General features: G+C 69.3%; 15 protein-coding genes. 1 reads left to right on the top strand and 14 read right to left on the bottom strand.

The annotated features are described in order from the left end of the window. Positions 1 to 8 precede the first annotated feature (8 nt). The 14 genes from ACZ6S0_RS45880 to ACZ6S0_RS45945 all read right to left on the bottom strand — a co-directional run bounded on the left by ACZ6S0_RS45880 (position 9) and on the right by ACZ6S0_RS45945 (position 11,263). Entirely contained in the window at positions 9 to 350 is a 342-nt protein-coding gene (locus ACZ6S0_RS45880) for a hypothetical protein (RefSeq protein WP_465926103.1), read from the bottom strand. Then, entirely contained in the window at positions 337 to 687 is a 351-nt protein-coding gene (locus ACZ6S0_RS45885; RefSeq protein WP_465926105.1) for a hypothetical protein, read from the bottom strand. Before ACZ6S0_RS45885 ends, ACZ6S0_RS45880 begins: the two co-directional genes overlap by 14 nt. Continuing rightward, positions 687 to 1,637: a major capsid protein gene (locus ACZ6S0_RS45890; RefSeq protein ID WP_465926107.1), complete on the bottom strand. Its 951-nt coding sequence runs from the start codon at positions 1,635 to 1,637 to the stop codon at positions 687 to 689. Before ACZ6S0_RS45890 ends, ACZ6S0_RS45885 begins: the two co-directional genes overlap by 1 nt. Before the next feature lie 53 nt (positions 1,638 to 1,690). After that, positions 1,691 to 2,584, bottom strand: coding sequence for a hypothetical protein (locus ACZ6S0_RS45895; RefSeq protein WP_465926109.1), 894 nt, complete (start codon positions 2,582 to 2,584; stop codon positions 1,691 to 1,693). Positions 2,585 to 2,667: 83 nt separating this feature from the next. Continuing rightward, a complete protein-coding gene (locus ACZ6S0_RS45900) occupies positions 2,668 to 2,838 on the bottom strand; it encodes a hypothetical protein (protein WP_465926111.1) in 171 nt (56 codons plus the stop codon). Then, positions 2,835 to 4,712, bottom strand: coding sequence for a phage minor capsid protein (locus ACZ6S0_RS45905; protein ID WP_465926113.1), 1,878 nt, complete (start codon positions 4,710 to 4,712; stop codon positions 2,835 to 2,837). Before ACZ6S0_RS45905 ends, ACZ6S0_RS45900 begins: the two co-directional genes overlap by 4 nt. 5 nt (positions 4,713 to 4,717) lie before the next feature. After that, on the bottom strand, positions 4,718 to 6,292 hold the full coding sequence (locus ACZ6S0_RS45910) for a phage portal protein (RefSeq protein WP_465926115.1): 1,575 nt from the start codon (positions 6,290 to 6,292) through the stop codon (positions 4,718 to 4,720). A 71-nt stretch (positions 6,293 to 6,363) separates the two neighbouring features. Continuing rightward, positions 6,364 to 6,660 (bottom strand): hypothetical protein, encoded by a 297-nt coding sequence (locus ACZ6S0_RS45915; protein ID WP_465926117.1) that lies wholly within the window; start codon positions 6,658 to 6,660, stop codon positions 6,364 to 6,366. Positions 6,661 to 6,670: 10 nt separating this feature from the next. Further along, positions 6,671 to 8,101 (bottom strand): hypothetical protein, encoded by a 1,431-nt coding sequence (locus ACZ6S0_RS45920; protein ID WP_465926119.1) that lies wholly within the window; start codon positions 8,099 to 8,101, stop codon positions 6,671 to 6,673. A gap of 40 nt (positions 8,102 to 8,141) precedes the next feature. Continuing rightward, positions 8,142 to 8,666 (bottom strand): hypothetical protein, encoded by a 525-nt coding sequence (locus tag ACZ6S0_RS45925; RefSeq protein WP_465926121.1) that lies wholly within the window; start codon positions 8,664 to 8,666, stop codon positions 8,142 to 8,144. Between the two features lie 178 nt (positions 8,667 to 8,844). After that, on the bottom strand, positions 8,845 to 10,140 hold the full coding sequence (locus ACZ6S0_RS45930) for a PBSX family phage terminase large subunit (protein WP_465926123.1): 1,296 nt from the start codon (positions 10,138 to 10,140) through the stop codon (positions 8,845 to 8,847). After that, positions 10,137 to 10,631: a hypothetical protein gene (locus ACZ6S0_RS45935; RefSeq protein ID WP_465926125.1), complete on the bottom strand. Its 495-nt coding sequence runs from the start codon at positions 10,629 to 10,631 to the stop codon at positions 10,137 to 10,139. Before ACZ6S0_RS45935 ends, ACZ6S0_RS45930 begins: the two co-directional genes overlap by 4 nt. 45 nt (positions 10,632 to 10,676) lie before the next feature. Further along, the gene (locus ACZ6S0_RS45940; RefSeq protein ID WP_465926127.1) at positions 10,677 to 10,937 is read right to left on the bottom strand and encodes a hypothetical protein; all 261 of its coding nucleotides are present in this window, start codon (positions 10,935 to 10,937) and stop codon (positions 10,677 to 10,679) included. Beyond that, on the bottom strand, positions 10,937 to 11,263 hold the full coding sequence (locus ACZ6S0_RS45945) for a hypothetical protein (protein ID WP_465926129.1): 327 nt from the start codon (positions 11,261 to 11,263) through the stop codon (positions 10,937 to 10,939). Before ACZ6S0_RS45945 ends, ACZ6S0_RS45940 begins: the two co-directional genes overlap by 1 nt. Before the next feature lie 64 nt (positions 11,264 to 11,327). On the opposite strand from ACZ6S0_RS45945, the gene ACZ6S0_RS45950 reads away from it, so the two are divergent. Then, on the top strand, positions 11,328 to 11,861 hold the full coding sequence (locus ACZ6S0_RS45950) for a hypothetical protein (protein WP_465926131.1): 534 nt from the start codon (positions 11,328 to 11,330) through the stop codon (positions 11,859 to 11,861). Position 11,862 lies beyond the last annotated feature (1 nt).

The following is an 11,862-nucleotide window of genomic DNA, read 5'->3' on the forward strand; positions in this document are numbered from 1 at the left end:
GCCACCTTTCAGGGGAGTTCGTAGACGGCGACCGAAACACCGGCCGGGTCGTCGTAGTTGATCCGCACGGTGCCGTCCGGCTGCCGGTACACATCGCCGAAGGGCGGGATGAGCACGTCCCCCGTGTTCGCCGGGATCGTGTACGGCACGTCCGGGAGCGGCTGCCCCTCCAGCTCGCCCGGGATGACCGCGGTCACCGTCCGCGCGGCCGACGCGGTGTTCTTGACGCGGAGCTGCCGCTTCGGGGAGTGCGTGAAGGAGTGCCCGTCCAAGGTCGCGGGCGTCAGCGCGCCCGCGAGGTTGACGCCGGTGCGCAGCATCGCGGTGATGGGCAGGTTAGCTCTGGCCATCCGTCTCCCCCTCCCGCTCCTCGTCGTCGTTGTCGGAGTTCTCGCCGAACTCCTCGATCAGGGCGTCCTTGCGCAGGGCCTGCGCGTCGCGAGCGGCCATGCCGCGCGAGATGGCGTAGGCGATCCACGCGTCCTTCTTGGCGTCCTCCGGCGGCCGGAGCCCGGCTCTGGCCGCCGTGAGAGGGTCGGCCAGAGGGGGGAGAGCCGGATCCGGGGCAGGAGCGGGTGCGGTGTCGCCGACCCGGGCGGCGGACCAGTTGGAGAGCATGTCCAGGCACGCGTCCCGCTGCTCCAGGTCCACCAAGTCGCCGGTGTTGGCGTTCCGGTATCGCCACATCAGGCCGCGACCCCGTGGATCAGCACAGCGCGGTCGGCGTCGAGCGTCTTGACCCCGTACAGGGTGTCGATGCTCACCACGTCCTGCTTTTTGGCCTGGTCGTAACCCATGACCACTCTCAACGCGAACCCTTTGTAGGACTCGACGTGCGCGTTGGCCGCGCCCTGCGGCAGCACCAAGGGCCGCGTCACCAGTGCAAACGCGGTCCGGTGGAAGGCGACGCCGATCTCGGTGTTCGGCTGGCCGGTTGTCGGCGTGCCGGTCGGGCCCTTGATGTTCTGGGTCTGGTAGCCGTCGAATCCGAAGATCCGTCGACCCAGGTTGGCCTCGCGCAGACCCTCGGTGTCGCCGCGCGTGTCGGCCTGGTGGAACAGCGGGTCGCCGAGCCACTGCGCCTCGATCTCCGGACCGACCACGAGAGTGCGGTCTGTGGGCGGAACGTTTCGCTGGTTCAACACCCTGCGTGCGTCGATCGCGACGCGCGGGTTGTCCCAGGCCCATTCGTTGGTGCCAGTGATAGGACCGCCGACGCCGGTCACCGTGGTCCCGGCCTTGCCCGTGCGCTGGAGGACGTCGGCCCGCAGGGACAGGATGTCGCGGTCGATCTTCTGCGCGATGGCCTCCACCGCCGGGGCGAGAAGCTGCGCGTTGAAGTCGATGATGTCCAACGTCAGCTCTTCGCTGGTCACGGCGAAGCTGACGTCCACGAACTTGTCCAGCCGGATGGGGATGCTGCCCTCGGTCGCGTTCTGGATCTCGATGCCCGTGGTCCGGTTGAACGGCTTGGCCTCGAAGGTCGCGGGCTTCCGGATCGTGATCGTGTCACCGATCCGGTTGACGAACTCCTCCTCGTAGTCACGGTGTACGAGCTGGGCCATGACCGTCGTTTCGTACAGGTTCGCCAACGCCTGCCGGGCGATGATCGTAGGGGTGATGAACGTGTTAGCCATCGGGCCTTACTCCTGAACATGAGGACCGGTTGGCGGAACCGTCAACGGTCCGGCTAAGACGACTTGTTCTTCGCCGCCGCCTCGGCGGCGCGGCGCTTGCGGAAGTCGTCGATGGTGGGCTCGGAGCTCGAAGGACGCGCGCCAGGCCCGCCGGCGAACTCCCCTCCGCTCCGGGTGGGCGTCGCCGCCAGGGCAGCCGCCTTGTACTTGGGGTTTTCGTCGATCGCGAGCTGGATGAGGTCGCCGAGCTTGGCCGCGAAGTCGTCAGCCTCCGGGTCCAGGTCGCGGATCTTGCGCATGAACGACCGGGAGTCGAGCAGCGCAGTGGAGTCAGCACCGAGATTGCCACTGGCGCGGAGCACACCCGCTTCGAGGCGTTCCCGGCGGCGTAGCTCGCGCTCTTCGTCGCGTTCCTTCGCGGTTTGTTCCTTCTCGGCGGTGAGCTTCTCGATGACCTGCTCCGGGGTGAGCTGCTGCTCCTCCTCGGTGACCAGTCCGAGTGCCTTGCCGATCTGCTGGGCGAGTTCCACTCGCACCTGTGTGGTGATCTCATCCGGGGACGGGCCCGCCTTCTTGGCGGCCTCGTCGGCGTCCTTCTGCGCCTGCTTGAGTTGGGCGCGGTAGTCGCCTGCTTCCTTCCGCGCATCCCGGACGATCTTCTGCGCCCAGTCGGGCAACTGCTCGACTTTGATAGCGTCGGGGTTGACCTTCTGCTCGGCTGACTTCGCCGCGGCGAGCGGGTCCGGCGTACTGCTGCCGGTGGTCTCGCCCTCCTGCGACTGCGGTCCGGCCTGCGCCTGAGTGTCTCCCGCTTGGCCGTTGTCGCCACTGGCCGCGGCAGCTTCGCCGCCGCCCTCAGCGCCCCCGGCGATGAGCCGGATCGCCAGGCCGTTCTTGCGGTAGCCGATGATCGCGCCAGGCGTCGTCGGCAGCATGTGATCGAACATCGGTGGCCCTCCCGGAGCCGGACATGAGAAAGGCCCGCGCCAGGCGGGCCACAACAACAGGCAGGCAGGTGAACGACCCGGCGTCAGGCCGGCGGCCGGTACCTGCGATAGGTGCGCACCCACAACAGCGCGAGCGCCCTCGATCGGGCGTCACCTGCGGGGTCGTACGGGCATTCGATGATCGGGCGGGCGTGGGTCGCTGCCCATCGCGCCGTTGTGATCGCCGTCCGCCGGTCGAGGTCAGTCAGGCTCACCGGCGCTGCTCCCTCGCTCGCTGGGCGGCGGCGCGGTCGCTCGCGCGGCCAAGCATCTGCGCCCGGAGCTCGACCAGCGTCATCCGAGGGTGCTTCTCCCACCACGCCCTGAGCTCGTCGCTGGCGTACTTGTCGGCGCGGGACTGCGGCCCGGACAGCAGGGTCCGACCGTCGATTCCGGCCGCGCGCCCGGCAGCGTTGGTGAGGATGCCGCGCGTGTACCGCTCGGCGGCGATGAACTGGGTCTCCAGCCACTCGTCGAAAAGACGACGGACGACCTGGTCCAAGGTCTCCCCCAGCCACCGCATTTGCTCGGCGACCTGGCGGGACTCCTCTCGCCGCATCACGTCCGGGTCGAGCCCGTACACGAGCGCGTACGCCTCCAGCGGGTCCGCGCCGTCGTCGATGAGGTCGGTGACGGCGCGGTCCTCGGCGGTGTCGTCGGCCTGCCACGACCAGGTCGGGTTCTGCTCGCGGCTGTCGAGTTCGGCGAGCAGCCGCTCCAGCGCCACGGTGTCCCCGGCGTCCGAGAACTGGGCTACGAGGTTGAGCACCTGGTCGTCGGAGGCGTTGGCGAACTCGGCGGGCAGCTCCGCGACCGCCGACCGTACCCGTTCCTCCCGGTCGCGCTCGCGGTTGTTGTCGCGCCGCTCCAACTCCTGGGTGATGCGAGCGACCGCAGCCTCGTCGTCCGCCCACCGGCCCAGCAGCCCAGCCAGGTTGTCGTCCGGCAGCCGCTCCAGGTCACGCGGGATGGTGTCCTGCGCCTGCCGGTCGGTGCGAGTCGGGATGCCCGACGTGCGGGCGTGGTCGCGGATCTGGGCGGTGAGCCGGTCGGCACGGGCCGCAGCCTTCCGCCGCTGCTCGGGTTCGAGCGCGACCGCCGCCTGCCGCCGTGCGCCGCGTAGATCGGATTCGAGTCGGCGCATCTTCTGCGCCGCCGGATAGGTACCGCGATGCGGGGCCGACCGAGGCGCCCGGGTCGCGCCCGGCAGGTAGGCGCCGAGCGTGTGACCGCAACCGGGGTGCAGCAGGCCAGCGGCGCGGGCCTGCGTCACGGTCCCTTCGACGAGGACATCCACCATCGCGTCGGAGACGGCCGATTCCTCCTGCCGCCATCCAACCGGCCCCTCCTGGGACAGGATCTTCCCTTCCCATCGGGCGCACCGCTCGCACGTGTACGGCAGGCGGGAGACGATGACGAGGTCGATCCCGGACTCGGCGAGGGTGGCCAGGTGGCCGTCCGTCGCGGCCTGCGCCGTCGCGGTCCGCACCGCCATCTCCGCGTACGCCGACGCGGACCAGACCCTGCCGGAGCCATCGGTGAACCCCGTGATACCCCGGCGTGCCATCTGGTCAAGGAGCCGGGCCTGCCCCTGACGGCGGGAGATCGCTCCGGTGAGCGCCTGCGCGGCGACCTGGTTGACGATCTGGGAGAAGATGAACTCCGGTGCCGACCGCATCCCGGGCTGCGTGGACGCGACGAGCCGTACGGCGCGGCGGGCGATCTCAATCACGCCCTGCCCTTGGGGGATGCCGCGCCGGGAGCCGAGGCGTGCGAGGCCGGTGGTCGCGCGCTGCACGCCGCGCCGCCACCCCGCGTTGACGCCGGTCGTCACCAGGCGTTCGGACAGCCGCTCCAGGCGGCCGACGACCCGGTCGGCTTCGCGCCGAAGCTGCCGCAACTCGGCGAAGCGGGGTCCGGCGTACTCGGGTTCGCCTTCCCGATTGGCCAGGGCCTCCGACACGACGCGCAGGAGTTCGCGTTCGGCGTCCCAGTAGATCGCGGCCACGGCGCGGGCGTGGTCGAGCGCGGCCTCGATCTGGGCGGCTTCCTGCGGCGCGGCCGGAAGCGCCAGCGTCGGCAGGCTCACCGCCACTACTCGTCGTCGCCCATCGTGGGCACGAGCACGTCGTCCAGCCGGTCGGGGTCGGGCACATTCAACCCGAGTTCGTCGCGCATGCGTTCCTGCTCCTCGCGAACTTGCTTGTCGTCCCAGTCCGGGTGCAGAGTGCGGATCTTCGTATCCAGGGAGACGGCCTGCGCTCTGTTGAGGAGTTCGAGCGTCCGGCCCAGAGCCTCCGGGTCTGGCTGCACGCCATCCGGCCAGTGCACCTCGCCCCGCTCAGCGGACACCTTCTTGCCAAACACGGCGTGATCGATGGAGAGGAGCACGTCCGGCGCCCACTGCAACGTGGGGTTCCAGTAGCCGGTCTTCCGGCCGCGCGAGGAGTACGACTTCTTCTCACGGGAGTGGACCTCGGTCGCGGTGACGGCCTGCCCGGACCCGTCCACCTCACCGAAGCTCTGCGCCGAGTAGCCGGCCCCGCGAAGGATCTGGGCCGTGAGCGCCTTCCCGGTGTCCACGTGCTCCTTCACGCGGATCGCGAACTGCGTGATCGTCAACATCGAGTTCGCGGCCGACCCGGGCGGCGGCAGCATCCCGAGCCCCGAGTAGATCTCCCGGTCCGGATCCCACGCGCTGCCTTGGCCGCGACCGAGCGAGTCGAGGAACACGTCGGGAACGATGACCCGTCCCTTCCCGAGCCGGATGTCGCGCATCAGCGACGTCCACACCTCGTCCAGCGCGTCCATCAGGTGTTCGACGCCCTGGTAGTCGGACCGGCCCAGGCTGGTGCCTCTGATCAGCCGGTGGGGTCGCATGTTCGGCACGTAGGAGACGAGCAGGCCGCGCGGGTAGAAGGTGTCGAACCCGCCGTCCTCATCCACCTGGTCGGCGTAGACCGCGGTCTCGGGGTGGTCCTCCAACGGCACCTGGTGGCCCAGCCGGTCCGGCGTCCCCAGATAGAGCCCGTGCAGGACGCGGCCTTTCTCGTGCCGCTCCAGGTGCCGCCACACCTGCCGGTCGTCGTCCTCATGCAGCACCCGCCAGAACGTGACCGCGGCGAGCTTGCCGTACCGGAACTCAGGCACGGCGGCGTCCGGCGGCAACACCGACATGACCGGGTGGTCGTACATCTCCGTGTCCCAGCCTGCGCGCAGGTATGCGCCGCCGTACGCGGAGCCGGTCTCGGCGGCCTCCAGTAGCGCACCGTAGATGCCTGCCTCGTGCATGATCGTGTCGAGGCGTTTCTGTGATGTTTTGCCAGGTACCCGCAGTGTCGGAGGCTCCGCAAACAGCAGGTCGGCGGACGTCGAGCTGATGTCTCCGGCGATCGGGATATGCAGCTTCGTGGACCGCGTCTGCCCGAGCGGGATAGGAGTCCCCCAGAAGTAGCGGGCGGCACGCTGAATCCAACCGGTGAACCCCTTGGACGGCCGGTCCCACCCCTTCGGGTCCAAGCCGATACCGTGCACCATCCCGGTCGAGCCGTACACGTCGGCCAGCCGCTCCGGGTCGCCCGCGTACCAGGCTCCCCACTCTTCATACAGCCGCATCTCGCGCCGGATGTGCGGCGGCGGCCACTCCTGGTCGTGGTCCGGAAGCGGCATGATCCTTCGCCCTCACTCTGTTCTCGAAGGGACGCAACGTGCGCGTTCGGCGGCAGGCCAGCGCGCGGGTGTCAGATGACGTCGATCAGGCCCGCAGGCAGCACCGGCATCTGAGGCGGCGCCGTCACCCGCACCCACGCCTGGTAGCTGCCGTCCGGCTTGGCCACGGTCCCGCCAGGGCCGAACAGGATGCGCGCGGTCGCGCCCCGCGCACCGGCCGACCCGGGCGCCCACTCGGCCGGTTTCCAGTCGCCTTCGACCGGCTCGACCCCGGGCGTGGTGAACGCGATCTGCACCTCTTCGGTGCCAGCCGCGCCCCGCACGAAGAACGGCAGGTACTCGCACGACAGTGACGAGATCGTCTCCACGATGGGCTCCTTACGTGCGCGATGCCGACCAGGTACGGCGCGGCGGGTCCGCACCCCAACGCCGCGCCAAGGTCGCACTCCAGGACCGGCGCGGCCCATCCACGCCCGTGACCTCGCGCCCGAGCTCGACCACAAGCGCGCTTTCGACCAGTCCGGCCGAATCAGTCGCAGTGACCGGCTGACCGGCCGATCCCGCCTCGGCGACCGCCGCTCCGTCCGCCCTGTCCAGCAGAACCATCACGCGGGCGGCCTCGCCGAGGGTCACCTGCTCTCCCGTGAGCGGGCCGGACGAAGCGGTCTCGACCAGAGCTGCCGAGTCGGTGGCGGTGCGCAGTACATCCACCCTTATCGTCTCGCCCACGGCGGCGGTGTCGGCGCTGACCGCGCCCGCCGCGCCAGCCGCCGCCTCCCCCACCGCCGCCACGTCGGAGGTGACCGGGCCGAGGGTCTCCTGTTTGATGGCCGTCTCGGCGAGCGCCGCCCCATCGCTGGCCTGGAGATCGAGGCGGGCCGTTTCGGCGACCGTGCCGCCGTCGTTCCGATCCACCGCGACGGCCACCTGCGCGTTGTCGTCAGCGACACCCGCGTCGGCGCGGCCGGGCGCCACCCTCGCGCTGACGGCCTCCGCGACCGAGACCGCTTCCGTTCCTGCCACGGCACCCGAGATCGTCCGCGTCTCGGTCATACCGGCCTGGTCGGTCGCCAGCGTGGCCGTCTGCCCGGTATCGGAGAGCGCGGCCGAATCGGTACGCGACAGCGTCACCTGCACGCTCGCCTGCTCGGCGACGCCCGCCAAGTCGCTGCCGCTCTTGCTCATGGACGTGACCGCGTTGCGGATGCGAAGCTTGAGCGAGTGGGCTTGCGTTGTCCCGCCGGAGATGGTGAAGGTCGCCAGCCCGGTATCGCCATCAGCGGCGAAGGTCCAGCTCACCATGCACGCAGTCGTGTAGGTTCCGGACTGCCGATCGACCATCGGAGTCCAGCCGGACGGCTCCCCCCATGTCTTCGCCGACCCGCTACCGAGACCGGCCACCCAGGCGAAGATCACGTCACCAGCGGCGCCAGGGGAGCCGAGGTTGACGACGGTCGAGTCCCCGTTGGTGTCGATGTCGCCGTAGGAGTCCGCGATGTTGAACTGCCCGGACGGCAGGGACACGAGCGCGACCACACCGTCAGCATTGGAGCTTTGCCCGAAGGTGACGCTGGCCGGCTCCGACCCGGCGGTCTTGAACCACGCCCGGGTGAACAGACCGGCGGTGCTGATCGGTGTTATCGCGTCGCTCCAGCCGGACCCGCTGATCGTCATCTGAGCTGTGCTGCCGGTGTCGCACGAATGCAGCGCGATGAGGATGTCGCCCGGCTGACAGGCAGGGACGGCCAGCGCGTACGAGCCGGTCGTGCCCGTCGCCGCTGACGTGAAATCGCGGATCTGCGCCATCATCTACCTCCCGATGCATGGGGAGCAGAGGAAAAGCAGCAGGTCAGGCAAGGGTCAACGCGACGGTGAGCACCCAACTGGCGGCTGACGTCTTCGCTCCGAGATTCTCGACTTTGCGGTTGAGCATCCGGCCGCCGCTCGCGCCGTTGAACAGGCCCCACTCGTTCCACGTGAAGTTCGCATCCGCCGTGCCGAACGTCGCCCGGAACGTGATTGTGGCGTTCGCTGCCACGGCGCCATCCGTATGCTGCGGAAACGTGGCGTCCATGGGCTTGCGCAGCTTGTTCGTGGTCGCCTGTAGGTCGATCTGGGTGGCGGCGGCTGCGGTGGTGGAGTCGCCGACGCCCAGGCAAGCGTTGGCGTTGTTGAAGTAGGTGAGCGGCTGCCCCGCAGTGGCGGTGCCGTTGCCAATGAGCGCCTGCCAGATGGCGCTGGCGCCGCCGTGCATGAGGAGGTTGCCCTCGCGCTCGATCACGTCGTACGGCACCGTGTCAGGGCCGACCTCGTCGCCCCAGTACTTCTCCAGCCGCCAGACGGCTTTCCACGTGATCGGGTCTTGGGTGAACACGGCATCTCCCTGGTAGGTCGGGGAATCGTTCAGGTCCGGCGGTGTGGCCCGGCCCGCGCTGCCCCTCAACAGCGCGGGGCGGGGCCACACCGGGTGCTCGACGCGCGTACGGGGAAGCCGCGCGGAGCAGGCACGCCCCCGGGCCAGGCCGCCACAACCGGCCAGGAGGTGCGCGTATTCAGTAGGCGGGGACGGGTTCGAGCAGCCGCAGCCACACCGCCTGAGTGGTGTGAAGCGCATACCGGAGTGCGTCCACGCTGTGGTCGTGCTCCTTGACCGGGGCGTCCTCGCCTCTCTCGGCCTTCTTGTCGTCCCAGGCGTAGCCGACGATCTCATCGAGGAGGGCGTGACAGGACGCGTGGACCCGCAGGTGGTCGGCGGCCATCAGGTTGGCGACGGTACGGATGCCGTCCAGGACGCTGTTGTCGCCCTGCTGTGGCCGGAACCCGTCCTTGTGGAGCTGCATCACGAACGACGCCGCGCTGGGGTCCACAATCAGCCAGTCCGGTCGGACACCACGCGTGCCAGGGCCGAACGTCTCAGGGATGTCGTCCAGCCAATCGGCCAGCCGCAGCGAGTACTCCGCGTCGGTGAGCTGCCTGCGCTGCGCCCTGCTGTCCCACCGCCATTCGTTGGCGACGTAGATGCGGCGCTGCCCGGCGTCGTCGGGGACGCTGACGCCGATGAGGACGGCGTCAAACGGGTTCGCGGTGCCGTAGTCGATCCCGACCGCGAGCCACTTCTCCATCAGCGGCAGATCGTGGACGACGTGCCGGTCTTCGTTCCACATGTCGAAGATCGCGCCCTCGGCCATAACCCAGGCCCCGAGGACGAACCTCTTGTACCAAAGGCCGGTGTACTCCTTCTTCAACGCGGCCACGTACGCCGGGTCCAGGGCGTGGTTGTCGTCGAGGCGGAAGTGCCAGGAGCGGAGGTCGAGTTCGCTGGCCCGGTCGAGGAAGTCGCGTTTCAGCCAGTGCGACGGCGAATCGGGGTTGGTGGAGCCGAACAGCTTCGCACCCGGCACGCTCAACCGGCTGAGCAGCATGTCCCAGAACGCGCGCTCAAGCAGAGTGATCTCATCCACGTACGCGCCCGCACACGTCATGCCCCTCAATCGGGTCTCGGCGCGGGCGTCCGCGCACGAGATGATTTCGACTTTCCGGCCCAGGATCGTCGCGGTAGGAGCACCGCGGGTGTAGGAGATTCGCGCGGCCAGCGGCCCTGTGATGGCGGGGTCCATCAGCGGATCGAACACGTTTCTGCTGATCGTGTCGGCTGTCTTTCCCACGATGACGAGCGATCCGCCGCGTGGGGCGTTCGCGACAAACGCCAGCCACCTGATCAAGGAAGCGATCGTCTTTCCGCTGCGGATGGCCCCCTGCCAGATGTTCAGCCGCGCGTTCGATTCGGCGATGCTGCGTTCCTGCTTGGGCGACAGCCGGACGGCCAGGCCCAGTGCGCCGCCGGTCATGCTTCGCCGCCAGCGTCGTCGTACAGCACCTCGCCCGTGACGACCTCGGCCGACATGATGGCGTCGGTGTCCGGGTCAGGAACCTGGTAGCGCTGCTGAAGCTGAGCCAGCATGCTGCCGAGCAGGGACGCCATGTCGTGGTCCGGGTGACCGTTGCGGTTGATCTGGTCCAGCCCGAGCAGCGACGCCCGCTTATTGATGATCTTCAAGCAGGCTTCGGCCGCGTTCACCTCACCCTTGAGCACGCGCGGCCACAGCGCGGCCATCATCCGGTCCAGGCGGCCGATCTCCAGATGCAGCAAATGCTCGGCCGCCAACCCCTCCACCTTGGCGGCCCGCTTCAACGCAGCGGTGATGTCAGCGCTCGCGGCCTGCGGGCTGTTATAGGCGAGCCGTTCGGCGATCAGCGTTGGGGACACCCCGGCGATCCGCATCTGGAGCGCCTGTGAGCGCCGCTGAGCGAGCTCGAGCTTCCGCTTGTCGTCGGCCACCCGGGCACACCTCCTACGGGCGCTGGTTGTCGGTTCCGCCAACGACTACCGGCCGCCCTCCACGGCCTCGGCCGGCTCGCCGATCGGCACGTGATCCACAATCTCGGACGGGAACTGGTCCACAACCTCCACCGTCGCCGGGGTCACCCACACACCGCGGGCGCCGATCTGCTCGGCGAACACCGCCAGCGACGGCATAGACCAGCCATCCCCCTCCGGCGGGGCCTGGTCCACGATGAGCGCGAACGGCTCCTCCGAGACGCCGCCCAACTCGTACAGCGGCAGCCGCAGCACCTGGATCCGCACTACTCCCCCTCGCCGCCCTCGTCCTCAGCCGCGTCGGCGGCGACGGGCGCGTACATGCGCGAGAAGATGCTGCGCCTCGCCTTCCAGAACGAGCCCGCACCGTCGTGCACGATGTAGTCGCCCAGCCAGGCACGCAACGCGCCCTCCGGCGTCTGGATCTCCACGTACTCGGCCGACCGGCCGCGCAACGCGGTCTGCCCGACGATGCCCTTCAGCTTCGACTCAGCGTTGATCCAGGCGACGATGTCCTCGATGTCGTGCCCGTTCACCTCGACCGCCTCGACGACGGCGTCGATGGGCTCGAACTGGCGAATGTCCACAGCCATGATCACTTCTCCGTTCTCTGACGCTTGCGGCACGAGACAGCACCCCAGGTGGGAGCATGACGGCGTGACGAACACGCTCGCGACCCAGCACATCCGGCGGATCTACAGCAGCTATCGGGCGCTGTACGCGCCCACCCTCGTGGAGGAGGCCGCGCACCTGCTCGACGCCATGGCCAACACGTCGCACGCTCTCGGCTATGACCGGGGGAACGCGCTGGCGCACCTGGCGAGGTACGCGGCCGAGACGGTCAGTGGCCAGTACCGCAGGCCAGCCGTCGAGCGCACCCCCGACGAGGTGTTCTCGTTGGCGGAAGCGCTAACGTGCGTCCTCGCCGCCGCCAGGCTGACCGTCGTCACCTCGACGGCTCCCAACGAGGTTGCTGTCGCACCAGCACCGGGCGGTCCTCCCGGGAGCAGTAGCGGGCTCGCGGTCGGCATCTACCTCGACGCCAACTGGGAGCTGACGGTGAACCGGCACGGTGCGCGCCCCCTGGTCCCGATCTATGCCCCGGCCACCGTGGAGGGCGCGGCCGAAGTCGCCGAGTTGGTGCGCGCCGTGGCGTACGGCGAGATCCCCGACCCGTTCTGCGACCGGTAGG

The organism is Nonomuraea sp. NPDC051298, assembly GCF_055586305.1.